Below are 26,628 nucleotides of genomic sequence, written 5' to 3'. Positions count from 1 at the left end.
CGACACACCGGGTGGGTGGACACGCCCCGCGCCGGTGCGCGACGGCGTCGCGGGCTACCCGTCGACGCGCGAGGGCAGCCCGGCCAGGAAGGCCAGGGACCGTTCCCAGGTCAGCTCGGCGCTCGCCGGATCGTACTCAGGCGTCCCCGGATCGGTGTAGAGGTGCCCGACCCCGGGGTAGCGGCACACCGACACGTCCGCACCGGCCGCGACCATCGACCGGTGCCAGTCGGTCACCTCGGCCGGCGGGTCGTACTCGTCGGGGTCGGCGATGTGCAGCCGCACCGGCAGACCCGGACGAACCTCCTCCGGAGCGCCTCCGGTGCCGTGCAGGAGCAGCAGCGCGGGCGTACCGGGCCGGTCGGCGAGCAGCGCACCCGCGATGCCGGCGCCCATCGACATGCCGGCGAGCACCGGATCGGTGGTCAGCCCACCCAGCGCGGCGCGGGCCCGCTCCAGCACCACGTCCTGCCCGACGCGGGCGAGCAGGGCGAACCCCTCGTCGACGGTGTCGACCGCCGGCTGGCCGTACAGGTCCGGGGTGTGCACCCGGTGCCCGGCCGCCCGCAGCCGCTGCGCGGCGGCCGTCACGGCCGGCCGCAGCCCGAGGACGGAGTGGAACAGCAGGATCTCGCTCATCCGGCCATCGTGCCCGACGGCACCGACAACCTCGGGTACGCCGGGCCGGCCGACGCGGACGCCCCGCGACCGGCGCGGGGTCAACCAGCCGACGGACCCCCGGGCCGGGGCAGGGCGCGGCTGCGTCCCCGGAACTCCGCGACCACCTCGTCGTCCCGGGTGACCGTGACGTCGTAGATGCCGCTGCGCCCGTACCGGGTCCGCTCGGCGGCGCGGGCCACCAGCAGGTCACCGGCGCGTACCGGCCGGACGAAGCTGATCTCGGCACCGGCGGCGACGGTGACCGGTCCCCGGCTGTTGCAGGCCAGGGCGAAGGCGGTGTCGGCGAGCAGGAACACGAAACCGCCGTGGGCGATGGCGTGACCGTTGAGCATCGTCGCGGCCACCCGCATCCGGGCCACCGCGACGCCCTCCCCGGCCGACACCAGTTCGATGCCGAGCCCGCGCGAGGCGACGTCGGCGTCGAACATGTCGTGCGCGGCGGTGCGCCCCGGCGGCGTGCCGGAGCCGCCGCCGGGCCCCGCCGGGCGCCCGTCCGTCGGCGGCGGGCCGCCGGTTCCACCCACACGCACCGGGCTCTCCCTCCCGCCCCTGCCGGGCCGTGCCACGCCGGGGCCACCGTCACCACGCCACGGCGGCCCGGTCGCGGCCGTCCACGGCCGGGTCGTCGTCCGGGTACGGTACGCCCGCCCCCTCGCCCCGCCGGCCGGTACCCGCCCGCGCGGCATCACCACCGCGACCCCGCGCGGCATCACCGCCGTGACGCAGTGGCACGGCACAATGACGCAGAGCATGCCGGGGCGGGGCGCCAGCGCCGCTGTCGATGCTCTGACCAGCGACGGAATCGGCTTCGTCAGTCGACGCCGGCCCGTGCGGAAGGGAGACGGCGGTGACGCGCAGTGACGTCGGAGCGGTACCAGCCGCCGGGGGCGGTCCGTTCCCGCCGGTCGGCCGGCTCGTGCCGCCGGCCAGTCGGCGGGAGGACCTGGTCACCCTCCTGCTGGCGACCTGCCTGATCGGCGGCGCGCTCGCCGACGGGTGGGCGCACACCAACGTGATCGAGACCATCGAGGGCTTCTTCACCCCGTGGCACGGCCTGCTCTACGCCGGATTCACCGGGACGGCGGCGTGGACGTTCTGGTTGGCGTACCGGCGCCGGGCACACGCCCCGCGCTGGTGGCGCGACGGGTGGCCGGCCGGGTACCGGGTCGGCGCGCTCGGCGTGGTCGTCTTCGCGGCGGCGGCGCTGGCCGACCTCACCTGGCACGAGACCCTCGGGGTGGAGGTCGGCCTGGACGCCTCGTTCAGCCCGAGCCACCTGCTGCTGGACGGTGGCGCGCTGCTGCTGGTCACCAGCCCGCTGCGGTCCTGGTGGCACACCGGGGAGGGCGGGCTGCGGACGGTCACCGGGATCGGCGCGGCGACGCTCGGCGCGATGACCCCGACGATCCTGCTCAGCCACTCGTCGGCGCTGCTCGGCACCGCGCCGACCCACCCGGTCGGGCCGCCGGCCGAGCAGCAGGCGGCGCTGCTCGGCGTGGACGCGTACCTGGTCACCACCGTCCTGCTGGTGGTGCCGTTCCTGCTGCTGCACCGGCGGCGGGCCGCCCCGGGGGCCGGTACGGCGGTGGTCGCCGGGGTGGCCCTGTTCACCCTCGGCATGTACGAGTTCCCGGCGTCGCAGACCGTGGCCGCCGTGGGCGCGGTCGGCGGCGCGGCCGTCGCCGACGGGGTGCTGCACCGGCTCGACGCGGTCCGTGGCCGGGCCGCCGCGCTGCGGTTGCCGCTGGCCGGGGCGACCTTCACCGGGCTGGTCTGGTCCGGGCACCTGGTCGGCCTGGCGCTGGCCGACGGGGTGCGGTGGACGCCGGAGGTGGCCACCGGGACCGTCACCCTCAGCGCGATCGTCGGTGCCGTGCTCGGCGGGCTGGCGGCCCGCCCGGCCGCACCGGCCCCCGACCCCGGTCCCCGGCCGGCGGTGCCCGGCCCGGCCGGTGCGGCGGACGACCGGGGCGACCGGTACCCGACCGCCGACCGACGGGCCGCGCGGTAGGACTTCATCCCGCCTCGGCCCGGTACAGCGCCCCCGGCGGGCGCCCGTCCGGACGGATCTATGCTGGCCGGAGCCGGTCGCGGCTGTCCCGGCCGGCGTCGGTCGTGACCGGACGGAGAGGCCGTGACCCCATCCCCCGACCGCCGGATCGACCCGGACGTCGACCTGCGGGTGCCCGGCGACCGGGCGGAGGTCGTCGCCCGGCCGGTGGCGGTGCTCGGCGTGATCGCCGCCGGTGGGATGCTGGGCGCGTTGGCCCGGGCCGGGGCGCAGGCGGCGGCGCCCCATCCGCCGGCCGGGTTCCCGTGGGCCACCTTCGGCGTCAACGTGCTCGGTTGCCTGCTGATCGGAGTCCTGATGGTGCTGGTCGACCGCGGCCGTCCCGGCCCGCTGGTCCGTCCGTTCCTCGGGGTCGGTGTGCTGGGCGGGTTCACCACCTTCTCCACGTACGTGGTGGAGGTGCAGCGGGCGGTGCAGGCCGGCGCCCTCGCCACCGCCGGGACGTACCTGGTGGCGACCGTGGCCGGCGCGCTGACGGCGGTGTGGGTGGGCGAGGCCGTGACGACGGCGCTGCTGGACCGGCGGGCCGCCCGGTGACCGTGCTGCTGGTCGCGGTGGGCGCGGCGGTCGGCGCGCCCCTGCGGTACCTGGTCGACCGGGCGGTGCAGGCCCGGCACCGGGGGCGGTTCCCGTTCGGCACCCTGACCGTCAACGTCGCCGGCTCGTTCCTGCTCGGCGCGCTGGTCGGGGTACCCGTCGGCCCGGCGGTCGCCGCGCTGCTCGGTACCGGTCTCTGCGGCGCCCTGACCACCTGGTCCACCTGCGGCTACGAGACGGTACGCCTGGCTCGGGCCGGCGCCCGACCGCTCGCGCTGGTCAACGTCGTCGGCAGCGTGGTCGCCGGGCTCGGCGCGGCCTGGGCCGGCTACGCCCTGGCCCGCGCGCTGGCCGGCTGACCGGTCAGCGCCGGTTTCACCGGCCGGGGTGGGCCAGCGCCTCGGCGACCGCCTGCCGCAGCGGGACCGGCGCTCGGCCCAGCAGGCCCGCCAGGTCGCCGGTCTGCCGGCACAGGGCGCCCGCCCGGGCCAGGCCGTGCAGCCAGCCCATCGCGCCGGGCTGCGCGGGCACCTCGCGGTGTCCGACCGGGGTGCCGGTGAGGGCGGTGAGGACGGCGGCGAGGTCCGGATAGGTCCACAGTGGCCCGGTGAGGTCGTAGCCCCGGCCGAGGTGTCCGGGCCCGGTGAGCACGACGGCGGCGGCTTCGGCGAGGTCCCGCCGCAGCGCCGTGTTCAGGCCCTCCCCGCCGGTGCTGCTGGTCACCTCCCCGGCGGCGACCGCCGCGCGCAGGCCGCCCGCGTCGAGGAAGGCGTCACTGTAGAACGGGTGGCGCAGCAGGGTGTACGGCAGCCCGCTGGCCTCGATCGCCCGCTCGGTGGCGTGGTGCGCCTCGGTGAGGCCGGTGGCGTCGGTGTCGGCACCGAGGAAGCTGGTGTAGGCGACCGCGCCGACGGCGACGCGCCGGGCCGCGTCGACCGCCGCGCGGTGCTGCGCGCTCCGGCGGGCCGGGTCCAGTTCCGGCGAGGAGACCAGCAGCAGCCGGGACGCCCCGCGGAACGCCGACCGGAGGCTGACCGGGTCGTCGTAGTCGCCGTGCCGCACGGTGACCCCCGACCGGTGAGCTCGGTGAGCGTGGCCGGGACACGGGTCACCGCGACCAACCGCTCGGCCGGGACGCGGCGGAGAAGCTGGTCGACGACGAGGCGGCCGAGGGCGCCGGAGGCGCCGGTGACGACGATCTGGTCCGTCTGCTGCACCGACCCACCCTGGCCGCCGGCGCGGGCCGGGTCAACGGGATTCCGCCGCCCACCCCGCCCCGGCCCCTGCGGCACATCCCGGTTGTGCGGGTTCAGCGCAGCCGGCGCTCCGGGTGGGCCCGGTTCCAGGAACGCATCCGCTCCGGGTACCCGGTGCGGGCCGCCTCGTACAGCGGCACCGCGTGCCGGTGCGCGATCTTCGCCGCCACCTGCGGAGATCCGGTCCGGCGGCGGATCCACTCACCGTCGAAGGCGATCGCCATCACCGTCGTGTCGGTGGCCGTGGTCTCCGGCTCCAGGTAGAACTCCACGCCCCGCCGGCTGGTCACGAACTCCTCCAGCGCGGCCAGGTCCTCCCGGGTCGCCTCGCGGTCGAGCTTGGTCGGGACCGTCCCGTCGGACCGGGACCGTCGGTTCCACCAGGCCATCTCGACTCCTCTCCTCGGGGCTCCCCTGGAGTGCAGCACGCTGACCTGTCAGCTCCCTGCGAGCCGGGTGGGAGCCTCCTGGGCACCGACGCCGACACCGGCACGGGGCCGATGCCGGCGCAGCGGGGCCGGCCGTACGCGGCGAGGAAGACGCGCACCCCCTCGTCGGCGAAGCGGTCCAGCTCGTGCGGCGGATGGACGGGCTCGTCGAGGGGGTACGCCATCGCCTTGTTCAGCGGCACCCACAGGATGAGCCAGTTGAGGTGCTACGCGGCCGGCAGTTGCGCCCACCGGGTCACGGGGCCGGTGCGGGCGGGGGCGGGACCTTCGGGCCGGACGAGCCGGCCGGTGGGCGCAGGGCCGGCAGCAGGGCCAGGGTGGGCAGCAGCACCAGCGGCACGACCAGCAGCGACCGCAGGGTGCCCACCCGGTCGCCGAGCAGCCCCAGCAGCGGCGGGCCGGCCAGGAACGCGGTGTACCCGATGGCGGCCACCACGCTGACCCGGGCGGCGGCGTGGTCCTCCTCGTCGGCGGCGGCGCTCATCCCGACCGGGAAGCCGAGCGACGCGCCGAGCCCCCAGAGCGCCACCCCGACGATCGCCACCGGCCCGCTGCCGGCCAGCACGGCGAGCAGCGCCCCCACGCCGGCCAGCACGATGGTGGTCAGCAGCACCGGTACCCGACCCCACCGGTCGATCGCCACCGTGCCGGCGGTCCGGCCGAGTGTCATGCCGACCACGAAGACGGCGAAGACCGCCGCGCCGGCCGCCTCACTGAACCCGTACCCGTCGACGAACGCCACCGCGAGCCAGTCGTTGGCGCTGCCCTCGGTGAACGCCGCCGCGAGCACCAGCAGGCCGATGAGCAGGGTACGCGGCTCCCGCCAGGCGGCCAGCAGCCCGCCGCGACGCGGCGTCGGCTGTTCCGCCGCACCGGCCACCGCCGGGCCGGTGCCCGGCACCGGCAGGAACGCGCGGACCGCCAGCAGGGTGCCGACCAGCACCACCACCGCCAGGACGGCCAGGTGCCCGGCGACCGGCAGGCCGATCGCGGCGGCTCCCGCGCCCAGCCCGGCGCCGGCCACCGAGCCGAGGCTCCAGGCGGCGTGGAACCGGGGCAGCACGGTCCGGCGCAGCCGGCGCTCCACGGCCGCCCCCTCGACGTTCATCGCCACCTCGCAGACGCCCGCCCCGTAGCCGAGCGCGAAGAGCCCGACGGCCACGCCCGGCAGCGAGCCGGCCGCGCCGGCGGCCACCCCGGCTCCGGCCAACCCGCCGGCGACCAGCAGCACCGCGCCACCGACCGTCCGGGCCGGGCCGAAGCGCTGGGTGGCCAGCCCGGCGGTGGACAGCGCCAGCATCGACCCGGCGGACATGGCCAGCAGCAGCAGACCGAGCCGCCCCGCGCTGAGCGAGAGCGCCTCCCGCACCGCCGGCACCCGGGAGAACCAGGTGGCGATCGCGAGACCGTTGAGGGCGAAGACGACGGCCACGGCGTTGCGGGCGGCCAGCACCGGGGCGGGTACGCCGGACGGGCCGGCACCGGTGCCGACGGTCGAAGCGTCGGTGCTGCTCACGGGTGACCTCCTGGACGACACGATGAGACGTCGACCGATCATTGGACACCGTGGACCGACAGCGGTGGGCAGCACCCCCGGCCCGCACCGCGATCCGGGTCCGCACCGGCACCGTCACGGCCGACCCGGACGGGCGGGGCGTCGCCGGTGCTCACACCGCCGGCAGGCCGAGCGCCTCGTCGACCCGGGCCAGGACTGTCGCGTCGTCGTCGGCGGCCACACTGCGCAGCAGGTCGATCGCGGTGGCCCGGACCTGCCCGACGATCATCGCCAGGGGCAGCGTCTGCCCGGCGGTGAAGAGTCGCCCGGCGACCCGGACCGCCGCCAGCGCGGCGGTCTCGGCACGGACGCAGCACTCCTCGGCGGCCTCCGCCCGGCCGTCCAGGTCGGCCGCGATCGTCTCCCCCACGGCGTGCACCGCGTCGGCCAGCAGCCGGACGGCGACGGCGAGGTCGGGCGGGACCGGGGTGGGCAGGCGGGTCAGGGTCACCCCGGCGCGGGCCAGCACCCGGACGTTACGGACGGCGTAGTCGATCTGCCCGATCGAGGGGTCGACCGCGCGGAGCCGTCCGAGGTGCCGGCGGCGCCGCAGGTGCAGGGTGAGCGCCTCCCCGGCGGCGAGCACCCCGGTCCGCAGCCGCTCCACGGCGGCGTCCATCCCGCGCGCCCGCTCCAGCGCGGTCCGGGCGACGCTCTCGTCGCGGGCGTCGAGCGCCTCGGCCACCGTCCGCAGCACCCCGGCCAGCTCCTCGAAGGTGAGCCGGAACTCGGCGACGAGCGGGGCGAGCGGATGCCGGGCGGAGCCGAGCTGGCTGGCGGCGAGGGCCACCACGCCGCCGATCAGCGCGTCGACGAAGCGGAACGGGATCAGCGACTCCGTCGGCGGGGAGATCACCACCAGGTAGAGGGCGGAGACGGCGGCCTGCACCACGGAGACGCCGCCCGCGCCGATCGCCACCGCCCCGACGATGGTGAGCAGGATCACCGTGAACACGGTCCAGGTGCTCCGGGGGCCGAGGGCCTGCACCACCACGTCGGCGACGAGCACCCCGGCGGCCACCCCGAGCACCACCTCCACCGCGCGGGCGGTGCGCTGCCCCCGGGCCTGCCCGAGGACGATCAACGCGGCGGCGGGGGCGAAGAACGGCTGCGGGTGGCCGACCAGGGCGGTGGCCAGCACCCAGGCGACGGTCGCCGCGAGGGTGCCCTCGACCACCTGGAGCCAGCCCACCCGGACCCGACCGGCGGCCTCCCGGAACCACCTCCACCGGACCGTCGCCACGCCCACGCACCTCCCGCCCCCTCGTCGCCCCTGTTCCCGGCTCACATGGTGCGCTCAGCGGTGCGGGCCGACGCGGGCAGGGCGGTGGGGGTGCGACGGAGGACACCGTGGGGTGTCACCGCCGGGGGCGGGGCGAGGGGGACGCGCCGGGTCGGACAGCACTGGCCGACCCGGCGCGGGTCTCAGACGACGTGCCGCAGGTACCCCGCCACGGACGCGTCGAGCACGGCCCGGCCCGGTCGGGCCCAGACCTCGGCGTTGAAGACCTCGACCTCCACCGGCCCGGTGTACCCGGCCGCGTCGACCGCCTCGCGCAGCCGGCGCAGCTCCACGCAGCCGTCGCCGGGCAGGCCCCGGCCCAGCAGCACCCCCTCCGGCAGCGGGGTGATCCAGTCGGCGACCTGGTACGCGGCGATCCGCGCGCCGGCGCGGGCGATCTGCTGGTAGACGGTGTCGTCCCACCACACGTGGTACGCGTCGACCACCACCCCGACCGTGCCCGGCTCGAACTGCTCGGCGATGTCGAGGGCCTGCCCGAGGGTCGCCACGACGCACCGGTCGGAGCAGAACATCGGGTGCAGCGGCTCGATGGCCAGGGTCACCCCGGCGGCGGCGGCCTCCGGGGCCAGCTCGGCGATGGCGTCGGCGACCATCCGCCGCGCCCCGTCGACGTCCCGGCTCCCCTCGGGCAGCCCGCCGGAGACCAGGACCAGCACGGAGGTGCCCAGGGTGGCGGCCTCCTCGATGGCCCGCCGGTTCTCGTCGCGCCACCCGTCGGCGGTGAAGAACCCGCCCCGGCACAGCGAGGTGACCGCCAGCCCGGCGTCCCGGACCAGGGTGGCCGCCTTCGCCAGGCCGTACTCCTGGACCGGCTCGCGCCACAGCCCGATGCCCGGCACCCCGGCGTCGACGCAGCCGGCCACCACGTCCTCCAGCGGCCAGTGCTTCGCCGTCGCCTGGTTGAACGAGAACCGCTCCAACCCGCTCACTGGATTTCCTTCGTTCGCGACTGCGGGGCTCCGCTGCGCTGCACTCCTCGCGCTCACTGCGCCACCTTCGTTCGCGACTGCGGGGCTCCGCTGCGCTGCACTCCTCGCGCTCACTGCGCCACCTTCGTTCGCGACTGCGGGGCTCCGCTGCGCTGCACTCCTCGCGCTCACTGCGCCACCTTCGTTCGCGACTGCGGGGCTCCGCTGCGCTGCACTCCTCGCGCTCACTGCGCCACCTTCGTTCGCGACTGCGGGGCTCCGCTGCGCTGCACTCCTCGCGCTCACTGCGCCACCTTCGTTCGCGACTGCGGGGCTCCGCTGCGCTGCACTCCTCGCGCTCACTGGTCAACCCCGGCCACGGTGAAGTACGCCCGCGCCCGGGCCGCCGCCAGGTCGGCGTCGGGGAGCAGGCCGGCGGCGTCGGCGAGGACCAGCAGCCGGGCCAGGTGGGCCGGGGAGCGGCCGGACTGCTGGCCGCCGACCATGACGAAGTGCTCCTGGTGGCCGGCCAGCCAGGCCAGGAAGACGATCCCGGTCTTGTAGAACCAGGTCGGCGCGGCGAACAGGTGCCGGGCCAGCGGCAGGGTGGGGGCGAAGACCTCGTCGTAGGTCGCCAGGTCGCCCCGGTCGAGGGCGGCCAGGGCCGCCGAGGCGGCCGGCGCGATCGCGGCGAAGACCCCGAGCAGGGCGTCCGAGTGACCCTGCTCGTCGCCCCGGATCAGCTCCGGGTAGTTGAAGTCGTCGCCGGTGTAGAGGCGTACCCCGGCGGGCAGCGCACGGCGCAACGCCACCTCGCGGTCGGCGTCGAGCAGGGACACCTTGATCCCGTCGACCTTCTCCGCGTGGTCCTTGATGAGCTGGAGCACGGTGGCGGTGGCCAGGTCCAGGTCGGCCGCGCCCCAGTAGCCGGCCAGCGCCGGGTCGAACATGTCGCCGAGCCAGTGCAGCACCACCGGCTGGTCGGTGGTGGCCAGCAGGTCGCCGTAGACCCGCAGGTAGTCGTCGGGGCCGGTGGCGGTGGCGGCCAGGTGCCGGCTGCACATCAGCACCGGCCGGGCCCCGGCGGCGAGGGTGTCGGCGAGCTGCTCGTGGTACGCCCGCGCGATGTCGTCCAGGGTGGCCGGGCCGGGGGGCAACTGGTCGGTGGCGACCCCGGCGACGATCTTCCCGCCGACGGTACGGGCCTCGGCGGCGCTGCGCCGGATCAGCTCCCGGACGGCCGGGTAGTCCAGGCCCATGCCGCGCTGGGCGGTGTCCATCGCCTCGGCCACGCCCAGCCCGTACGACCAGAGGTGGTGGCGGAAGGCGAGGGTGCGGTCCCAGTCGACGGCGGCCGGGGTGCCCGGGACGTTCTCGGCGGTGGGGTCGGCGACGACGTGCGCGGCGGCGTACGCGATCCGGGAGGCGGCCGGGGCGGCGGGCCGGGGGAAGCCGGCGCCGCCGCGCAGCCGGTGCCGGCTGCCGTCGGGGAGGCGGACCTCGGCGCTCATCGGCTCAGCTCCGGGATCTCCACGCGGCGACCCTCGCGGGCGGAGAGCAGGCCCAGCTCGGCGAGCTGCACGCCCCGGGCGCCGGCGAGGAAGTCCCAGCGGAACGGCTCGCCCGCCACCACGTGGCGCAGGTACGCCTCCCACTGGACCTTGAAGCCGTTGTCGAACTCCTCGTTGTCCGGCACGTCGGTCCACTGGGCCCGGAAGTTCTCGGTGACCGGCAGGTCCGGGTTCCACACCGGCTTCGGGGTGACCGCCCGGTGCTGGATCTTGCAGTTGCGCAGCCCGGCGACGGCGCTGCCCTCGGTGCCGTCGACCTGGAACTCGACCAGCTCGTCGCGGTTGACCCGGACGCACCAGGAGGAGTTGAGCTGGGCGATGACGCCGCCGGCCAGCTCGAAGATGCCGTACGCGGCGTCGTCGGCGGTGGCCGGGTAGGCGCGGCCGGCCTCGTCGACCCGCTCGGGGACGTGCGTGGCGATGACCGTGCTGACCGCCTGGACCGGGCCGAACAGCTCCTCCAGCACGTAGTGCCAGTGCGGGAACATGTCGACGACGATGCCGCCGCCGTCCTCGGACCGGTAGTTCCACGACGGGCGCTGGGCGGGCTGCCAGTCGCCCTCGAAGACCCAGTAGCCGAACTCGCCGCGCACCGACAGGATCCGGCCGAAGAAGCCGCCGTCGATGAGTCGCTTGAGCTTGCGCAGGCCGGGCAGGAAGAGCTTGTCCTGGACCACGCCGGTGCGGACCCCGGCGGCGTCGGCGACCCGGGCCAGGTCCAGGGCGGCCTCGGTCTCCTCGGCCAGCGGCTTCTCGGTGTAGATGTGCTTGCCGGCCTCGATGGCCTGCCGGATCGCCTTCTCCCGCTGCTGGGTGACCTGGGCGTCGAAGTAGATCTCGACGTCCTCGCGGGCCAGCGCGGCGCTGAGGTCCGTGGTCCAGTCGGTGAGGCCGTGCCGCTGCGCGATCTCCCGCAACTTGTCCTCGTTGCGTCCGACCAGGACCAGTTCCGGCCAGATCCGGGTGCCGTCCGGCAGGGCGACACCGCCCTGCTCGCGAATGGCCAGCAGCGACCGAACGAGATGCTGGCGGTAGCCCATCCGGCCGGTGACGCCGTTGACGATGATGCCGATCGGCCTGCGGGTCATGGTTGTCCTTCCCTCCGACACCTGCGGTGGTGACGACCACCGGCACAGGTAAGCGCTTTCCTGGAGACTAGATGCCGCCCCGCTCCCCCGGCAAGGCCCACCCGGGCCGGGCCGGGATCGCGGGGCGTGATCAGGCGCACCGCTCTGCGGTAGCCTGACGTCCGGTCGCGGGCGGCGCGACCGCGAAACGGTTTCGGGGGTGCTGCATGGCGACGCTCGCCGACGTCGCCCGCCGCGCGGGGGTCTCCCCCGCCACGGCGTCGCGGGTGATCAACGGCAGTAGCAAGCCCGTCGCCGAGGAGCTGCGCGAGCGGGTCCTGCGGGCCGTCGCCGACCTGCGGTACGTGCCCAACGCCCACGCCCAGTTGCTGGCCCGGCCGCAGCGCAGCGTGGTCGGGGTGATCGTGCACGACGTCTCCGACCCGTACTTCGCCGAGGTCACCCGGGGGCTGCAACGGGTCGCCACCGAACACGGCCGGCTGCTGATCATCTGCAACAGCTACCGGGACCCCGAGCGGGAGCTGGAGTACGTCGAGCTGCTGCGCGCCCAGCAGGTGGCCGCGCTGATCCTCGCCGGCTCCGGGTACCACGACGACGGCTTCACCCAGCGGCTCAACGAGAAGCTGGCCGCGTACGAGGCGACCGGCGGCCGGGTGGCGGTGATCGGCCGGCACGACCACGCCGGTGACGCGGTGATGCCGGCCAACGAGACCGGGGCGCAACTGCTCGGCGAGGAGCTGGTCCGGCTCGGGCACCGGCGGATCGGGGTGATCGCCGGCCCCCGCGTGCTCACCACCACCACCGACCGGCTCGGCGGCCTGCGGCGGGCGCTGGCCGAGCACGGCTGCCCGCTGCACGACGACCGGATCCGGTACGCCGGGTTCGACCGGGACGGCGGGGCGGCGGCGACCGCCGAGCTGCTCGACGCCGCCCCGGACCTGACCGCCATCGTGGCGCTGAACGACTCGATGGCGGTGGGGGCGCTGGCCGAGCTGCGCCGGCGCCGCGTCGCCGTCCCCGGACGGGTCTCCGTGGCCGGCTTCGACGACATGCCGATCGCCGGGGACGTCACCCCGACGCTGACCACCGTCCGGCTGCCCCTGGTCGAGCTGGGCAGCCGGGCGATGACGCTGGCCCTGGAGCGGGCCGGCGACCGGGCCCGGGTGGAGGTCCTCCCGGCCGAGCTGGTGCGCCGCGACAGCGTCGGTGCCGCGCCGCCGGACTGACCCCGCCTCCCCCATCGCCCCGTACCCCGGTCAACCCGGCGCACCGCCGGCCGACCCGGCACCGCCCACCCGGTACGGCCCGTCGAGCCACGTCGGGTCGAGCGCCGCCCACCCCTCGTCGGGCAGCGCCACGAGGTCGTCGCAGAGCGCCCGCTCCGGCGGCGGGGCGGTGTCCCCGGCGACGGTGAGGGTCCGGGCCGCGCAGAGGTGCCCCAGGCGCAGCGCGGCCCGCGGCTCCCACCCGCGCAGCACCCCGGAGAGGTAACCGGCGGCGAAGGCGTCCCCGGCGCCGACCGGCTCGAGGACCGGTACCCGCAATGCCGGCACGACGGTGGCCGGGCCGGTCCGGGGCAGCGCGGTCGCGCCGACCCCGCCGTCCTTGACGACCACCATGCGCGGGCCGGGCAGCAGTTTCCGGACCGCCTCGGCGTCCGGGGTCTGCCACAATGTCTGCGCCTCGTCGAGCCCGACGAGGACCAGGTCGGCGGCGTCGGCGAGCCGGCGCAGCAGGTCGGCGGCGTGCCGGGCCGGCCAGAGCCGGGCCCGGTGGTTGACGTCGAAGCTGACCAGCGCGCCGGGCACCGCACGGGCGGTGAGCGCCCGTTCGACCAGGGCGCGGCAACTCGCCGACAGCGCCGGGGTGATCCCGGTCAGGTGCACCAGCCGCGCCCCGGCCAGCCGGGGGTCGTCGAGCACCGCCGGGCCGAGCCGGGACGCCGCCGAGCCGGCCCGGTAGTAGTGCACCGCCGTGCCGGCCGGGCCGGGATCCTTGGCGTACAGGCCGGTCGGCGCGCCGGGGTCGACGGCGACCAGGTCGACGTCGACCCCGGCGGCGGCGACCCGCCCGACCACCAACCGGCCGAACGGGTCGTCGCCGACCCGGCTCAGCCAGGCCGCCCGGTGCCCGAGGGTGGCCAGCCCCATGGCCACGTTGGACTCGGCGCCGCCGACGCCGAGGGCCACCCGGTCGGCCCGCTCGAGCGGGCCGACCGGATCGGGGCTGAGCACCACCATGGTCTCGCCGACAGTGACCACCTCGGGTCCGGTCACCGGGTCACCGGTCCCGCGGCGGCGGCGAGCGCCGCCGCCTCGTCGCGGCCGACCAGCCCGTCGACCACGGTGACCCGGTGCCGGCCCGGCCGGCTGGTCCCGGCGGCCACCACGGCCGGCTGCTCGAAGGCGAACGCCACGCACACCCCCGGGTACATCGCGGTCCGGACGAACCACCGGTCCCCCGGCCCGAGGCCGGTGAAGACCAGGGTGTACGCCGCGCCGCCCGGCCCGGTGCCACCGAAGGCCAGCCACGGCGCGTCGCTGCCGTTGACCTTCTCCTCCCCCTCGGCGTCGGCGGTGAAGGTCACCGCGTCAGCGGTCGGGGCGCCCCGCCAGAAGAACCCGCCGTAGCCGGCCCCGCCGGGGCGGCCGTTGGTGGCCGGGCTGCCCAGATGCACGTCGGCGTCGGCCGGGGCGGTGAGGGTGTAGTCCAGGTCCAGCCGCCAGGCGGCGGCCGGGCCGTCGACCCGGGTGGCGGCGAGCCGCCGTTCCTCAATGAGCAGCACCCCGCCGGCCCGGTCACGCCACTGGAGCCGGTGCGCCAGCCGGTCGGGGGCCCGCTCGGTCCACCCGGTGTGGGCGATCCGCCCGTGGTCGTCGAGCCAGGTGTAGCCGGCGTCCCGGACGTAGGTGCGCCCACCCCACAGGTTGGTGCCGGAGACGTCCTGCACGGTCAGGGAGGCCCCGAGGTGCCAGACGTGGTCGGCGGGAAGGGCGTCGGTGACCGGGGTGCCGGCGAGGGTCCGCACCGGGTGCAGGTACGGCCGGGGGCCGTGCTTGGCGTCCAGGTCCGGGTCGACCACGTACGTGGCCACCGGCGTGCCGTCCACCACCAGGTGGTGCTCGTCGGTCATGCCGCCGCCCTCGGGGCCGCCGCGCGGCGGGTCACCGCGTGCAGGGCGGCGATCGCGTACCCCGCCAGGAGGGTCACCGCCACCGGGTGGACCAGCACGGCGAGGAACCCGGTCAGCAGGGTCACCCCGCTCAGCGCCGCCCAGAGGCCGGGGCGGGCCAGGCAGGTGCCGGCGGCGGACCGGGCCGCGGCCCGCCAGCCGGCGCCCCCGGCCCGGCCCACCTCGACCACCACCAGCCCGGCGTACCCGACCAGGGCCACCGCCACCGCGACGGTGACCAGCAGCGCCGGGGTGCCGCCCGGCACCCGGCCGGCGGCCAGCGCCAGCAGGTCGGCCACGAGCAGCCCGGTGACCAGCACCGCGAGGACGGTCACCGCCGCGCCGGGCAGCAGGGCCCGGCCGAACCGGGCCAGGATGCGCCGGGCGGGCGGCCAGGTCCCGGTCTCCGCCCAGTCGTGCACGGCGGCGCTGGCCGTGCCGACCGCCGCGCCGGCGGTCAGCACCGGCACCGAGGCCAGCACCACCGTGATCCCGACCAGGGCCAGGTCGGTGGCGTCGCGCAGGACGTCCCGCCAGTCCCGGGCGGCCGGGACGGCCTCCACACCCGTGGCGCTCATCGCCGGATCACCTCACCCCTTCAGACCGCTGGTGTTGATGCCCTCGACGAGCATCCGCTGGAAGGCCAGGAAGAACAGGAACACCGGCAGCAGCGACAGCACCGACATGGCGAACATCGGCCCGACCGCGCTCGCGCTGGTGGAGTCGATGAACAGGGTCAGCGCCACCGGCACGGTGTAGTCCTTCAGGTCGGAGAGGAACACCAGTTGCCGGAAGAAGTCGTTCCAGGTCCAGATGAACGAGAAGATCGCGGTGGTGACCAGCGCCGGTCGGCTCAGCGGCAGGATGACGTGCCGGAAGATGCCGAACGAGCTGGCCCCGTCGATCTTGGCGGCCTCGTCCAGCTCGCGCGGGATGCCCCGCATGAACTGCACCATCAGGAAGACGAAGAACGCCTCGGTGGCCAGGAACTGGGGGATCAGCAGCGGCAGGTACGGCCAGTCCCCGCCGACCAGGCCCAGGCTGCGGAACAGGATGTACTGCGGAATGATCAGCACGTGCCCGGGGAGCAGCAGGGTGCCGATCATCACGGCGAACCACATCCCCCGGAACCGGAACTTCAGCCGGGCGAACGCGTACGCGGCCAGCAGGCAGGAGATCGCGTTGCCGACCACGGTCAGCAGGCTGACCATCGCGCTGTTGAGGAAGAACCGCCCGAAGCTGAAGTCGAAGTTGGCCCATCCGTCGGTGTAGTTGCCGGGGGTGAACTCCTCCGGCAGCAGCCCGATGTTGTTGACGATCTCCGCCTGCGACTTGAACGAGGTGCCGATCATCCAGATCAACGGGTACAGCACCACGGCGACGATCGCGATCAGGATGGCCAGGCGCACCGCCTGGCGCCCGCCGCCCGGCTTGCGGTTGCCCCTGCGGGCCACCGTCGAGGTCACCGCCACCATCACCGCTCCCCGTCCGAGTAGTGCACCCAGAACCGTCCGGTGCTGAAGAAGATCACCGTGATCAGCGCGATGGCGAGCAGGAAGACCCAGGCCATCGCGGAGGCGTAGCCCATCTCCAGGTTGGTGAAGCCGGAGATGTAGAGGTTCAGCGTGTACATCAGGGTGGAGTCGACCGGCCCGCCGGTGCCGTTGCTCAGCACGAAGGCCGCGGTGAAGCCCTGGAAGCCGTTGATGGTCTCCAGCACCAGGTTGAAGAAGATCACCGGCGAGAGCATCGGCAGGGTGACGTTCCAGAACTGGCTGAACTTGCTGGCCCCGTCCACCGAGGCGGCCTCGTACAGCTCGGTGGGGACCTGCTTGAGACCGGCCAGGAAGATCACCATCGGCGCGCCGAACTGCCAGATGGCCAGCACCATCAGGGTCTGCAGGGCCCAGTCCGGGTCGTTGACCCAGGGCTTGCCCTCGATGCCGAACAGCGCCAGGAAGGAGTTGAAGGCACCGTCGCGGTTGAACATGTTCACCCAGACGATGGCCAGGGCGACGCTGCCACCGAGCAGCGAGGGCAGGTAGAACAGGCTGCGGAACAGGCCGACACCGCGCCAGGCCCGGTTGAGCAGCAGGGCCACGCCGAGCGCGGCGGCGAGCTTCAGCGGTACGGCGATCAGCGCGAACTTCAGCGTCACCTGGACCGCGTGCCAGTACGACGGGTCGCTGGTGAACATCCGCTCGTAGTTGGCCAGCCCCACCCACTCGACCTCGGACAGCGGGGTCAGGATGTCGTAGTTGGTGAAGCTGAGGTACAGCGACAACAGCATGGGAATCGCCGTGACGGCCATCAGGCCGAGCAGCCAGGGCGACAGGAAAACGTATCCGGCCAGACCTTCGCCGTGCCGGTTCCGTCCGGCCCCGCGGTTCGCGCGGGGTCGGACGGAACCGTTGCCACGTCGGGTCGGTCCGGGCGCCGTGGTCAGGGCCACGAGCCGGCTCCTCTCCGAACCTCGGTGGTTCAGGCGATCGCGGACTTGCAGGCGGCGTAGAACTGCTCTGCCGCCTGGGCCGGGGTGAGCCGGCCGTACTGGGCTTCCTCGGCGGCCTTGGTCAGCTCGGCGCGGACCTTGCTGTGGCCCTTGATCGGCACCTGCGGCGCCGGGCCGAAGGTCTCGGCGAGCTTGGTCTCCACCTCGATGGACAGCTTCATCGCCGGGTCGGTGACGTCGTCGCTGACCACCCGACGCAGGTCGAGGTTGGAGGGCAGACCCCGGTCGGTGCCGAGCAGCTTGACCACCTCCTGGTCGTTGACCAGGAAGTTCAGCACGTCGACGGCGACGTCCTTGTGCTTGCTGCCGCGGAAGACCGACCAGTACATCGCGGCCCGGGCCCACTGGGCGCTCGGGTCACCCGGGTAGGCGACCACACCCAGGTCGTCGTTGGTGTTCTTCTTCAGCTCCGGCATCTGGTTGACCCAGACCCAGGAGGTGGCGGCCTTGCCGGTGACCACGAGCTGCTTGGTGATGTCGGTGGCGTTGCCCTCGTGGATCACGTCCGGGGTCGGGGTGGCGCCCCGGTCCCGGGCACCCTTCCACAGCTCGAACCACTTGGTCACGTCCTCGACGGTGAAGCCGAGGTCGTTGCCCTTGTACAGGTCCTTGCCCTGCTGGCGCAGCCACACCCAGAACGCCTTGTCCACGGCGCTGGCGTCCATCGTGCCGGGGACCTTGGCCTTCTTGCTGACCTCCTCGGCCCAGGCGATGTGCTCCTCCCAGCTCTGGCCGGTGGTCGGCTCGGGGAGGCCGTTCTTGGTCAGCAGGGACTTGTTGTAGACGAGGCCCTGGGTGTTCTCCCCGGCGGCCAGGCCGGCGAGCTTGCCGTCGACCACGCCGTACTGCCAGAGGCTCTCCGGGAACTTGGAGACGTCGAGCTTGCCGTTGTCCTTGTACTCGTTCAGGTCGAGCGTGGTGTTGCGGGCGGCGTACTCGGTGAGGAAGTTGTCGTCGATCTGGAAGATGTCCGGCGGGCTGCCGCCGGCGGTGAGGGTGGCGAGCTTGTCGAAGTAGCCCTGGTTGGCCTGCCACGTCTTCTTGAACGTGACGTTCGGGTTCTTCTTGGTGTACAGCTCCAGCGCCTGCTCGGTGAGCTGGGCGCGGGCGTCACCGCCCCACCAGAAGATGGAGAGCTCGACCTTGCCGTCGGAACCGGCCTCGTCGTCGCTGCCGCAGGCCACGGCACCGCCGAGGAGCAGCGGCACGGTGACGGCCGTGGCGAGGAAGCGGCGGAGGAATCCCCGGCGGGTGACCGGGGTACGGTGGGCCTGCCGGGCGGGCGCGCCGGCGGTGGGGGGCGTTGCGGGGTGCATGTGCGCTCACTCCTTGGCGTTAGGAGGCGACTACCTCGCCGGTGGCCGCCCTCGGGCAGCCCGGGTCCGCAGGGCGTTGCGGGCCCGGGCCTTCGCTGGCGGCGCCGACTCGGGTGCGACCGGTGGGTGGTACGGGGCCGGTCGAGTCGCGGATGACCAGTTCGGTCTGGAGCATTAACTGTGCGGTGGTACGTCGGTCGCCGGATGCCGTGCTCCGACCGAGGCCCCGGCGTGGGGCCTCGGTGTCCTGTTGCAGCAGCATGTCGACGGCCGACCGGCCGGCGGCCCCCGTGGGGGTGGCCACCGTCGTCAACTTGGGCCGGGTGAGCCGGCTCAGGGCGATGTCGTCGATGCCGACGACGCTGACGTCCTGTGGGACCCGGACCCCGAGGCTGTCCAGCCCCTCGATGAGGCCGATCGCCATCAGGTCGTTGTAGGCGAGCACGGCGGTGACGCCGCTGCGGCGGACCTGTTCGGCCTGGCCGCCGCCACCGGCCACGGTGGGCGGGTTGGGCCCGAACAGGGTGAGTTCCGCTCCGCCGGCGCGCGCCGCCGCGCCGGCGGAGCGGCGGATCTCACGGTTGGTCCAGGAGCCCCGGGGACCGCCGAGCAGGCCGATCCGCCGGTGCCCGAGGCCGGTCAGGTGTTCCACGGCCGACCGGGCGCCCTGACCGACGTCCATCATGACGCAGGGCAGGCCGGCGACCTGACGGTTTATCACCACCAGGGGCACCTCGCGGCTGAGCTGCTCGATGAGGCTGTTGCTCATCCGGGGGCTGCACAGCAGCACCCCGTCGACCTGCTTGGCGAGGGCGTGGACCAGCTCCTCCTCGGCCGACGGGTCCTCGTTGGTCTCGGCCACGAAGACGTGGTAGTCGCGGTGCCGTGCCTGGCTCTCCGCCGCCTTGATCAGCGGCGGGAAGAACGGGTTGGCGATGTCGGCGATGATCAGGCCGATGTTGTGGGTCCGCCCGGTGATCAGGGCTCGGGCGGCCCGGTTGGGCCGGTAGCCCAGGTCCTCCGCGCAGGCCAGCACCCGGACCCGGGTCTCCGGGTTGACCAGGTGCGGCGCGGAGAAGGTGCGCGAGACGGTGGAGATGTGCACACCGGAGGCCCGTGCGACGTCGCGGATGGTGACTGGCACGGCGGCCCCTTCGTCCGGTGTGGCTGCGGTCACTCAAGTGCCGACAATTAATGCAAACGGTTGCTCCAGTGTCAACGGCGGATGGTTACAGATGTGTTTCGGTGGCGCTCCCACCATGCCCCCTTACTCGGGCAAACTCCGGCAAATGACACAGGATTCCGTTACATCGTTGACTCGGCGTCATCGAGCATGGTTACTTCACTGCAAACCTTTGCAGCACTGGGAGGCCGTCGGGATGTCATCGATCAAGCAGGGGCGGGTCCGGTACGCGGTGATCGGCACCGGGGCACGGGCGGAGATGTTCGTCCGCGCCCTGGTCCGCGACCACTCCACCACCGCGGAGCTGGTCGCCTTCGCCGACGTCAACCAGGCCCGGATGGAGGCGCACAACCGGTGGCTCACCGAGCTGGGCCACCCGCCGGTGCCGACCTACCCCGCCGCCGACTTCACGCTCATGCTCGACAAGGAGCGGGTCGACGTGGTCCTGGTGACCACCACCGACGTCACCCACGACGAGTACATCGTGGCCGCGCTGCGCGCCGGCTGCGACGTGGTCACCGAGAAGCCGATGACCGTCGACGCGCCCCGCTGCCAGCGGATCCTGAACGCGGTGGCGGAGACCGGCCGGAAGGTTTCGGTGGCCTTCAACTACCGCTACAACCCTTTGCACGAGCAGCTCCGCCGGCTGATCGCCGACGGCGCGGTCGGCGAGGTCGGCTCGGTGCACTTCGAGTGGCTGCTCGACGTGCGCCACGGCGCCGACTACTTCCGCCGCTGGCACCGGGAGAAGGCCAACTCCGGCGGGCTGATGGTGCACAAGGCCAGCCACCACTTCGACCTGGTCAACTGGTGGCTCGACGCCACCCCGGTCGAGGTGTACGCGGCCGGGCGGCTCTTCTTCTACGGCGAGCCCGGCCAGCGGCACGGGTATGCCCGCGACTACGACCGGGTGCACGGCTCCCCCGCCGCCGCCGACGACCCGTTCGCGCTGCGGATGGCCGACCATCCCCGGCTGCGCGAGCTCTACCTCGACGCCGAGGGCGAGGACGGGTACCACCGCGACCGCAACGTCTTCGCCCCCGGCGTCACCATCGAGGACGACATGGCGGTGCTGGCGAAGTACTCCACCGGCGCGACCATGACCTACCACCTGACCGCTTACGCCCCCTGGGAGGGCTACCGGGTCATGGTCAACGGCAGCCGGGGGCGGCTGGAGCTGGAGGTCGTGGAGAGCGAGTTCGTCAGCCCCGCCGCGGCCGGCGCGCTCAAGGGCGCCGCCCTGCACGGCAACGAGGCCGCCGCCGAGGGCGGGTCGGCGACGCTGACCCTGCGCCCGTACTGGGAGCCGCCCCGGCCGATCACGGTCGACGGGTACACCCGGGAGGGCCACGGCGGCGCCGACGCCCGGATGACCGCGGTGCTCTTCGGCGGGGCGACCGATCCGCTCGGCCGCGCCGCGACCGCCCGCGACGGCGCGCTCGCCCTGCTCACCGGCCTGGCCGCCAACCGGTCCTTCGAGACCGGCCAGGCCGTCCGGGTCTCCGACCTGCTCACCCTCCCCTGATGCGCAAGGAGCCACACACCGTGTCCGATCCCCGATCCGATCTGCTGTTACCCGCCGATCCCGGCGTGCGGGCCCTGGCCCGCCGGCTGCACGCGCTGGCGGCCGAGCAGCCGATCATCTCGCCGCACGGCCACGTCGACCCGGCCATCCTGGCCGAGGACCGGCCGTTCCCGGACCCGGCGCAACTGCTCATCGTGCCCGACCACTACGTCACCCGGATGCTGCTCAGCCAGGGCGTCCCGCCGTCCCGGCTCGGGGTGCCGAGCGTGGACGGCAGCCCGGTGGAGACCGACGGCCGGGCCATCTGGCGGCTCTTCGCCGCGCACTGGCACCTGTTCCGGGGCACCCCGTCGCGGCTGTGGCTGGAGGAGACCTTCCGGGACGTCTTCGGGGTGACCACCGCGCTCTCCCCGGCCACCGCCGACGAGGTCTACGACGCGATCGCCGCCCGGCTGGCCGAGCCGGCGTTCCGGCCCCGGGCGCTGTTCGACCGGTTCCGCATCGAGGTGTTGGCCACCACCGAGTCGCCCCTGGACGACCTGGGCCGGCACGCCAAGCTCGCCGCCGACGGCTGGGGCGGGCCGGGCGGGAAGGTGATCACCACGTTCCGCCCGGACAACGTGGTCGACATGGAGTTCGACCACTGGGCGGCCAACGTCGACCAGCTCGCCGAGGTCTCCGGGGAGGACACCGGCACCTACGCCGGGTACCTGCGGGCGCTGCGCCGGCGGCGGGAGGCGTTCATCGCCGCCGGGGCCACCTCGTCGGACCACGGCCACCCGACCGCCCGGACCCTGGCGCTGAGCGAGGCCGAGGCGGCGGCGCTGTACGACAAGGGCCGCCGGGGCGAGGCCGACGCGGCCGACGCCGAGGCGTTCCGGGCGCACATGCTGGTGGAGTTCGCCCGGATGTCGCTCGACGACGGCCTGGTGCTGCAACTGCACCCCGGTTCGGTGCGCAACCACAACCGCTGGCTGTACGCCACCCACGGCCGCGACGTCGGCGGGGACATCCCGCAGGCCACCGAGTACCTGCACGCGCTCACCCCGCTGCTGGACGCGTACGGCAACGACCCCCGGCTGCGGGTGGTGGTCTACACCCTCGACGAGTACACCTTCACCCGGGAGCTGGCCCCCCTCGCCGGTGGGTACGCCGCGCTCTACCTCGGCGCGCCCTGGTGGTTCCTGGACTCCCCCGAGGTGCTGCGCCGGTTCCGCGAGTCGGTCACCGAGACCGCCGGCTTCTACAACACCGCCGGGTTCGTCGACGACACCCGCGCGTTCTGCTCCATCCCGGTGCGCCACGACGTGGCCCGCCGCATCGACGCCGGCTTCCTGGCCCGCCTGGTCGCCGAGCACCGCCTCACCGAGGACGAGGCCGCCGAAACCATCGTCGACCTGGCGTACCGGCTGCCCCGGAAGGTTTTCAAGATCGGAGAGTCCCACCTGTGACCGTCACCATCACCTCCGTCGACGTCCACGACGTGCGGTTCCCCACCGCGGCGGCCGGCGACGGTTCCGACGCCATCAACAAGGGGGACTACTCGGCGACGTACGTCGAGCTGTCCACCGACGCCGGCCCGACCGGGGCCGGGTTCACCTTCACCAACGGCCGGGGCAACGAGATCACCTGCGCCGCCGTCGAGGCCCTCGCCCACCACGTCCGGGGCAAGACCGTCGAGGAGATCGCCGCCGAGCCGGTGGCCTTCTGGCGCTCGCTCAGCGCCGACGTGCAGTTGCGCTGGCTGGGCCCGGAGAAGGGCGTCATCCACATGGCCACCGGCGCGATCGTCAACGCCGTGTGGGACCTGCGCGCGAAGCTGGCCGGCAAGCCGATGTGGCGGTTCCTCGCCGAGGCCCCCACCGAGGAGCTGGTGGCCAGCATCGACTTCCACCACATCACCGACGCGCTCACCCCGGACGAGGCCGCCGCGATCCTGGACAAGGGACGCGACGGGATGGCCGACCGGCTGGCCGAGCTGGAGCGTGACGGCTTCCCCTCGTACACCACCTCGGTGGGCTGGCTCGGGTACCCCGACGACAAGGTCCGGGCGCTGACCCGCGAGGCGTACGCCCAGGGGTGGCGGGCGATGAAGATGAAGGTCGGCGGCCCGCTCGACGACGACGTGCGCCGGGCCCGGATCATCCGGGAGGAGATCGGCCCGGACGCGCTGCTGATGATGGACGCCAACCAGGTGTGGGACGTCGACGAGGCGATCTCGAACATGGCGGCGCTGGCCGAGAGCGACCCGTACTGGATCGAGGAGCCGACGCACGCCGACGACATCCTCGGCCACGCCCGCATCGCCCGCGCGGTCACCGAGCTGACCGGCGGCCGGTGCCGGGTCGCCACCGGCGAGGTGGCCGCCAACCGGGTCATCTTCAAGCAGCTGCTCCAGGCCGAGGCGATCGGCGTGATGCAGATCGACGCCTGCCGGGTCGGCGGGGTCAACGAGGTGCTGTCGGAGATCGTGATGGCGGCCAAGTTCGGGGTGCCGATCTGCCCGCACTCCGGTGGCGTCGGCCTCTGCGAGTACGTGCAGCACCTGGCGATCTTCGACTACCTGCGGGTGGGCACCAGCCTGGACGGCCGGATGGTCGAGTACGTCGACCACCTGCACGAGCACTTCGTCGACCCGGTCCGGACCCGGGGCGGGCGGTACCTGCTGCCCACCCAGCCCGGGTACAGCACCACGATGAAGCCAGAGTCGATCGCCGAGTACCGCTTCCCGGACGGGCCGGTATGGCGGTGACCGTCGGCGTGTCCCGGCTCGGCCTGGGCACGCTGCGTCAGGTGCCGGCGGAGAGCCGGCCGCTGGTGCGCCCCGGAAGCGTCCCGGTCGGCATCGTCCACCTGGGGCTCGGCGCGTTCCACCGGGCCCACCAGGCGGTCTACACCGAAGAGGCGATCGGGGTGGCCGGCGGGGACTGGGGCATCGTCGGCGTCGCGCCGCGCAGCCGCGCCGTCATCGAGCCGCTCGCCGAGCAGGACTGCCTGTTCAGCGTGACCACCCTCTCCGGGGAGGGCAGCACCACCCGCGTGGTGGGGGCCCTCGCCGGGGTCCGGCACGCCGCCAGCGACCCGCAGGCCGTGGTCGACCTGCTCGCCGACCCGGCCGTGCGGGTGGTCACCCTGACGGTGACCGAGAAGGCGTACCAGCTCGACCCGGTCACCGGGAAGCTGCGGGCCGACCCGGAGGTCGCCGCCGACCTGGCCACCGACCGGCCGCCGACCACGGTGCCGGGGCTGCTGCTGCGCGGCCTGGCCGCGCGGGCGGCGGCCGGCGCCGGGCCGGTCGCCCTGGTGAGCTGCGACAACCTGCCGGCCAACGGCACCCGGCTGCGCGGCCTGGTGCACCAGGCGCTGCGCCAGGCCCGGGTGCCCGACGGGCTGCTGGACTGGGTCGCCGACCAGGTCACCTTCCCGGGGACGATGGTGGACCGGATCGTGCCGGCCAGCACCCCGGACACCCTGGCGGTGGCGCGGCGGGCGCTCGGCGTGAGCGACCTGGCCGCGGTGGACGCCGAGCCGTACCGGCAGTGGGTGGTCGAGGACGACTTCCCCGGCGGCCGGCCGGCCTGGGAACGGGCCGGGGCGGTGCTCACCACCGACGCCGGGGCGTGGGAACGGCTGAAGCTGCGCACCCTCAACGGGGTGCACTCGGCCACCGCGTACCTCGGCGCGCTGGCCGGGTACGAGACCATCGCCGACGCGCTGGCCATGCCGCACCTGAGCACGGTGCTGCGGCGGCTGATCGCCGAGGAGGTCGCGGTCAGCTTCACCCCGCCCGAGGGGGTCGCGGTCACCGGGTACGGCGACGAGGTGCTGTCCCGCTTCGCCAACCCGGCGATCCGGCACCGCACCCTCCAGGTGGCGATGGACGGCTCGCAGAAGCTGCCGCAGCGGATCCTGCACACCGTCGCCGACCTGCGCGCCGCCGGCCGCTCCGCCCGCTGGGCGGCGCTGGTGGTGGCGGCGTGGCTGCGCTTCGCCGCCGGGCAGGCCGACGACGGCAGCGCGCTGCCGCTGGACGACCCGCTGGCCGGGCGGATCCGGGCCGCGCTGGGCAGCGGCGGCGGCGACCCGGCGGCCACCGTGGACGCGGTGCTCGCCCTCGACGAGGTCTTCCCCGCCGAGGTGGCCGCCGACGACGAGTTCCGCGCCGACGTCGCGGCGTGGCTGACCGCGCTGGGCCGGCACGGCGTCGCGGCGACCCTGGCCGGTGCGGCGTGACCGGCGTCGCCGGCAGCCCGTCCGGGGTCGTGGCGCCCCGGGTCGCGCTGATCGGGGCGAACGGGCACGGGCGGTGGCACCGCCGGGTCATCGCCGGCCTGCACGCCACCGGCCGGGTCCGTCTGGTCGCCCTGGTCGACCTGCACCCGGTCGAGGACGAGCCGGAGGCGCCGGTACCGGCCGACGCGCTGGTCGGCACCGACCACCGGGCGATGCTGGCGCAGGCCCGGCCGGACGTGGTGGTGCTCTGCACCCCGCCGCACACCCACCTGCCGATCGCGCTGGACGTGCTGGCCGCCGGGGCGGACCTGCTGATGGAGAAGCCGCCGGTGCTCTCCATGGCCGAGCACGACACGCTGGCCGGGGCGCTGGCCGCCACCGGGCGGGCCTGCCAGGTCGGGTTCCAGGCGCTCGGCTCGGCCGCGCTGGCCGAGCTGGCCCAGGCGGTGGCGGCCGGCCGGCTCGGCACGGTCACCGGGATCGCGACGGTGGCCTCCTGGCAGCGCTCCGACGGCTACTACGCCCGGTCCCCCTGGGCCGGGCGGCGCAGCCTGGACGGGCGGCCGGTGCTCGACGGCGCGCTGGTCAACCCGCTCGCGCACGCGGTGATGCAGTCCCTGGCGGTCGCCGAGGTGGCCGCCGGGGCCCCGGTCGCCCCGGCCCGCATCGAGCTGGAGCGGTACCGGGTCCGCCCGATCGAGGTGGACGACACCGCCGCGCTGCGGGTGGTGCCGACCGCCGGGCCGCCGATCGTGGTGGCGGTGACGCTGGCCGGGGAGGACTTCGTCCCGGGCGAGGTGATCGTCACCGGCACCGCCGGGCGGGCGGTGCTGGAGTACCCGACCGACCGGCTGCTGCTGCCCGGCGACGCCGAGCCGCGTACCGTCGCGGGCCGGCGCGGCCTGCTGGAGAACCTGCTCGACCACCGGGCCGACCCGCGCGTACCGCTGATCGCCCCGCTGGCGCGGACCGCGCCGTTCACGGCGGTGCTGGAGGTGGTCGCCGGCGCCCCCGAGCCGACCCGGATCGACCCGGAGCTGCTGGTCGGCACCGGTGACGGGGCCGACCGGGTGCTCACCATCCGGGGGGTCAACGCGGCGCTGCGGGCCTGTGCCGGGGGTGGACGGTTGCTGTCCGAGTTGGCGGTGCCGTGGGCGGTCGCCCCGCACGTGGTGGACCTCGACGCGCGGAGGGGGGCCGCCCGCGACGGCTGAGCCACCGGACGCGGAGAACGCGCGGCAAACGACGGGAGTGCCGACCCACCGACA

General features: G+C 74.6%; 24 protein-coding genes and 1 pseudogene. 9 read left to right on the top strand and 16 right to left on the bottom strand.

Annotated features, from left to right (window positions below):
• Positions 1–54 precede the first annotated feature (54 nt).
• Both ACQUFX_RS07615 and paaI read right to left on the bottom strand, forming a co-directional pair.
• Positions 55–639, bottom strand: a complete 585-nt coding sequence (locus ACQUFX_RS07615; RefSeq protein ID WP_428965321.1) for a dienelactone hydrolase family protein — start codon at positions 637–639, stop codon at positions 55–57.
• Between the two features lie 80 nt (positions 640–719).
• Positions 720–1,109 carry a hydroxyphenylacetyl-CoA thioesterase PaaI gene (paaI, locus tag ACQUFX_RS07610; RefSeq protein ID WP_428966889.1) on the bottom strand — a complete coding sequence of 130 codons (390 nt, stop codon included), beginning with the start codon at positions 1,107–1,109 and terminating at the stop codon, positions 720–722.
• Positions 1,110–1,528: 419 nt separating this feature from the next.
• On the opposite strand from paaI, the gene ACQUFX_RS07605 reads away from it, so the two are divergent.
• From ACQUFX_RS07605 to crcB, 3 genes are all read left to right on the top strand, one after another.
• On the top strand, positions 1,529–2,692 hold the full coding sequence (locus ACQUFX_RS07605; protein WP_428965320.1) for a hypothetical protein: 1,164 nt from the start codon (positions 1,529–1,531) through the stop codon (positions 2,690–2,692).
• 123 nt (positions 2,693–2,815) lie between these two features.
• Positions 2,816–3,289: a FluC/FEX family fluoride channel gene (locus ACQUFX_RS07600; RefSeq protein WP_428965319.1), complete on the top strand. Its 474-nt coding sequence runs from the start codon at positions 2,816–2,818 to the stop codon at positions 3,287–3,289.
• On the top strand, positions 3,286–3,648 hold the full coding sequence (gene crcB, locus ACQUFX_RS07595) for a fluoride efflux transporter CrcB (RefSeq protein WP_428965318.1): 363 nt from the start codon (positions 3,286–3,288) through the stop codon (positions 3,646–3,648). The genes ACQUFX_RS07600 and crcB overlap by 4 nt, the downstream gene beginning before the upstream one ends.
• A 16-nt stretch (positions 3,649–3,664) precedes the next feature.
• On the opposite strand, the pseudogene ACQUFX_RS07590 reads toward crcB, so the two are convergent.
• The 7 genes and pseudogenes from ACQUFX_RS07590 to ACQUFX_RS07560 all read right to left on the bottom strand — a co-directional run.
• A pseudogene (locus ACQUFX_RS07590) lies at positions 3,665–4,357 on the bottom strand (NAD(P)H-binding protein); the annotation flags it as partial.
• Positions 4,358–4,598: 241 nt separating this feature from the next.
• Complete coding sequence (locus ACQUFX_RS07585; RefSeq protein ID WP_428965317.1) at positions 4,599–4,934, bottom strand: hypothetical protein; 336 nt, start codon at positions 4,932–4,934, stop codon at positions 4,599–4,601.
• Positions 4,935–5,229: 295 nt separating this feature from the next.
• Positions 5,230–6,552, bottom strand: a complete 1,323-nt coding sequence (locus tag ACQUFX_RS07580) for an MFS transporter (RefSeq protein WP_428965316.1) — start codon at positions 6,550–6,552, stop codon at positions 5,230–5,232.
• Positions 6,553–6,661: 109 nt separating this feature from the next.
• The gene (locus ACQUFX_RS07575) at positions 6,662–7,792 is read right to left on the bottom strand and encodes an FUSC family protein (protein WP_428965315.1); all 1,131 of its coding nucleotides are present in this window, start codon (positions 7,790–7,792) and stop codon (positions 6,662–6,664) included.
• Positions 7,793–7,974: 182 nt separating this feature from the next.
• Positions 7,975–8,772, bottom strand: a complete 798-nt coding sequence (locus tag ACQUFX_RS07570; RefSeq protein ID WP_428966888.1) for a sugar phosphate isomerase/epimerase family protein — start codon at positions 8,770–8,772, stop codon at positions 7,975–7,977.
• 347 nt (positions 8,773–9,119) lie between these two features.
• Positions 9,120–10,271 (bottom strand): dihydrodipicolinate synthase family protein, encoded by a 1,152-nt coding sequence (locus ACQUFX_RS07565; protein WP_428965314.1) that lies wholly within the window; start codon positions 10,269–10,271, stop codon positions 9,120–9,122.
• Positions 10,268–11,419, bottom strand: coding sequence for a Gfo/Idh/MocA family protein (locus ACQUFX_RS07560; RefSeq protein ID WP_428965313.1), 1,152 nt, complete (start codon positions 11,417–11,419; stop codon positions 10,268–10,270). Before ACQUFX_RS07560 ends, ACQUFX_RS07565 begins: the two co-directional genes overlap by 4 nt.
• A 206-nt stretch (positions 11,420–11,625) precedes the next feature.
• On the opposite strand from ACQUFX_RS07560, the gene ACQUFX_RS07555 reads away from it, so the two are divergent.
• Positions 11,626–12,645, top strand: a complete 1,020-nt coding sequence (locus ACQUFX_RS07555) for a LacI family DNA-binding transcriptional regulator (protein ID WP_428965312.1) — start codon at positions 11,626–11,628, stop codon at positions 12,643–12,645.
• A 30-nt stretch (positions 12,646–12,675) separates the two neighbouring features.
• Here the strand turns inward: ACQUFX_RS07555 and ACQUFX_RS07550 are convergent, their stop codons facing one another.
• Genes ACQUFX_RS07550 through ACQUFX_RS07520 form a run of 7 tightly spaced genes read right to left on the bottom strand, consistent with a single transcriptional unit; the run spans position 12,676 to position 19,563 of the window.
• On the bottom strand, positions 12,676–13,695 hold the full coding sequence (locus ACQUFX_RS07550; RefSeq protein ID WP_428965311.1) for a sugar kinase: 1,020 nt from the start codon (positions 13,693–13,695) through the stop codon (positions 12,676–12,678).
• Positions 13,692–14,552: a DUF6807 domain-containing protein gene (locus ACQUFX_RS07545; protein ID WP_428965310.1), complete on the bottom strand. Its 861-nt coding sequence runs from the start codon at positions 14,550–14,552 to the stop codon at positions 13,692–13,694. Before ACQUFX_RS07545 ends, ACQUFX_RS07550 begins: the two co-directional genes overlap by 4 nt.
• Complete coding sequence (locus tag ACQUFX_RS07540) at positions 14,549–15,169, bottom strand: hypothetical protein (RefSeq protein WP_428965309.1); 621 nt, start codon at positions 15,167–15,169, stop codon at positions 14,549–14,551. The genes ACQUFX_RS07545 and ACQUFX_RS07540 overlap by 4 nt, the downstream gene beginning before the upstream one ends.
• 12 nt (positions 15,170–15,181) lie before the next feature.
• Entirely contained in the window at positions 15,182–16,066 is an 885-nt protein-coding gene (locus ACQUFX_RS07535; protein ID WP_428965308.1) for a carbohydrate ABC transporter permease, read from the bottom strand.
• A complete protein-coding gene (locus tag ACQUFX_RS07530) occupies positions 16,066–17,043 on the bottom strand; it encodes a carbohydrate ABC transporter permease (RefSeq protein WP_428965307.1) in 978 nt (325 codons plus the stop codon). The genes ACQUFX_RS07535 and ACQUFX_RS07530 overlap by 1 nt, the downstream gene beginning before the upstream one ends.
• Before the next feature lie 29 nt (positions 17,044–17,072).
• Positions 17,073–18,419 carry an ABC transporter substrate-binding protein gene (locus tag ACQUFX_RS07525; protein ID WP_428965306.1) on the bottom strand — a complete coding sequence of 449 codons (1,347 nt, stop codon included), beginning with the start codon at positions 18,417–18,419 and terminating at the stop codon, positions 17,073–17,075.
• 19 nt (positions 18,420–18,438) lie between these two features.
• On the bottom strand, positions 18,439–19,563 hold the full coding sequence (locus ACQUFX_RS07520; RefSeq protein ID WP_428965305.1) for a LacI family DNA-binding transcriptional regulator: 1,125 nt from the start codon (positions 19,561–19,563) through the stop codon (positions 18,439–18,441).
• A gap of 235 nt (positions 19,564–19,798) precedes the next feature.
• On the opposite strand from ACQUFX_RS07520, the gene ACQUFX_RS07515 reads away from it, so the two are divergent.
• The 5 genes from ACQUFX_RS07515 to ACQUFX_RS07495 are packed head-to-tail and all read left to right on the top strand — an operon-like array spanning position 19,799 to position 26,574.
• Positions 19,799–21,127, top strand: coding sequence for a Gfo/Idh/MocA family protein (locus tag ACQUFX_RS07515; RefSeq protein ID WP_428965304.1), 1,329 nt, complete (start codon positions 19,799–19,801; stop codon positions 21,125–21,127).
• Positions 21,127–22,578: a glucuronate isomerase gene (uxaC, locus tag ACQUFX_RS07510; RefSeq protein ID WP_428965303.1), complete on the top strand. Its 1,452-nt coding sequence runs from the start codon at positions 21,127–21,129 to the stop codon at positions 22,576–22,578. The genes ACQUFX_RS07515 and uxaC overlap by 1 nt, the downstream gene beginning before the upstream one ends.
• Positions 22,575–23,879 (top strand): enolase C-terminal domain-like protein, encoded by a 1,305-nt coding sequence (locus tag ACQUFX_RS07505; RefSeq protein WP_428965302.1) that lies wholly within the window; start codon positions 22,575–22,577, stop codon positions 23,877–23,879. The genes uxaC and ACQUFX_RS07505 overlap by 4 nt, the downstream gene beginning before the upstream one ends.
• Entirely contained in the window at positions 23,870–25,360 is a 1,491-nt protein-coding gene (locus tag ACQUFX_RS07500; protein ID WP_428965301.1) for a mannitol dehydrogenase family protein, read from the top strand. The genes ACQUFX_RS07505 and ACQUFX_RS07500 overlap by 10 nt, the downstream gene beginning before the upstream one ends.
• Positions 25,357–26,574, top strand: a complete 1,218-nt coding sequence (locus ACQUFX_RS07495) for a Gfo/Idh/MocA family protein (protein ID WP_428965300.1) — start codon at positions 25,357–25,359, stop codon at positions 26,572–26,574. Before ACQUFX_RS07500 ends, ACQUFX_RS07495 begins: the two co-directional genes overlap by 4 nt.
• Positions 26,575–26,628: the final 54 nt, after the last annotated feature.

Origin of the sequence: Micromonospora fluostatini (assembly GCF_050410825.1) — a bacterium.
GTDB lineage: Bacteria > Actinomycetota > Actinomycetes > Mycobacteriales > Micromonosporaceae > Micromonospora > Micromonospora rosaria.
This window is presented reverse-complemented; position numbering and strand designations above follow the sequence as displayed.

Coding starts and splice junctions, on each gene's coding strand:
- ACQUFX_RS07615 (WP_428965321.1), bottom strand. CDS start 639: ATGAGCGAGATCCTGCTGTTCCACTCCGTCCTCGGGCTGCGGCCGGCC.
- paaI (WP_428966889.1), bottom strand. CDS start 1,109: ATGTTCGACGCCGACGTCGCCTCGCGCGGGCTCGGCATCGAACTGGTG.
- ACQUFX_RS07585 (WP_428965317.1), bottom strand. CDS start 4,934: ATGGCCTGGTGGAACCGACGGTCCCGGTCCGACGGGACGGTCCCGACC.
- ACQUFX_RS07580 (WP_428965316.1), bottom strand. CDS start 6,552: ATGATCGGTCGACGTCTCATCGTGTCGTCCAGGAGGTCACCCGTGAGC.
- ACQUFX_RS07565 (WP_428965314.1), bottom strand. CDS start 10,271: ATGAGCGCCGAGGTCCGCCTCCCCGACGGCAGCCGGCACCGGCTGCGC.
- ACQUFX_RS07560 (WP_428965313.1), bottom strand. CDS start 11,419: ATGACCCGCAGGCCGATCGGCATCATCGTCAACGGCGTCACCGGCCGG.
- ACQUFX_RS07555 (WP_428965312.1), top strand. CDS start 11,626: ATGGCGACGCTCGCCGACGTCGCCCGCCGCGCGGGGGTCTCCCCCGCC.
- ACQUFX_RS07545 (WP_428965310.1), bottom strand. CDS start 14,552: ATGACCGACGAGCACCACCTGGTGGTGGACGGCACGCCGGTGGCCACG.
- ACQUFX_RS07540 (WP_428965309.1), bottom strand. CDS start 15,169: ATGAGCGCCACGGGTGTGGAGGCCGTCCCGGCCGCCCGGGACTGGCGG.
- ACQUFX_RS07535 (WP_428965308.1), bottom strand. CDS start 16,066: ATGGTGGCGGTGACCTCGACGGTGGCCCGCAGGGGCAACCGCAAGCCG.
- ACQUFX_RS07525 (WP_428965306.1), bottom strand. CDS start 18,419: ATGCACCCCGCAACGCCCCCCACCGCCGGCGCGCCCGCCCGGCAGGCC.
- ACQUFX_RS07515 (WP_428965304.1), top strand. CDS start 19,799: ATGTCATCGATCAAGCAGGGGCGGGTCCGGTACGCGGTGATCGGCACC.
- uxaC (WP_428965303.1), top strand. CDS start 21,127: ATGCGCAAGGAGCCACACACCGTGTCCGATCCCCGATCCGATCTGCTG.
- ACQUFX_RS07500 (WP_428965301.1), top strand. CDS start 23,870: ATGGCGGTGACCGTCGGCGTGTCCCGGCTCGGCCTGGGCACGCTGCGT.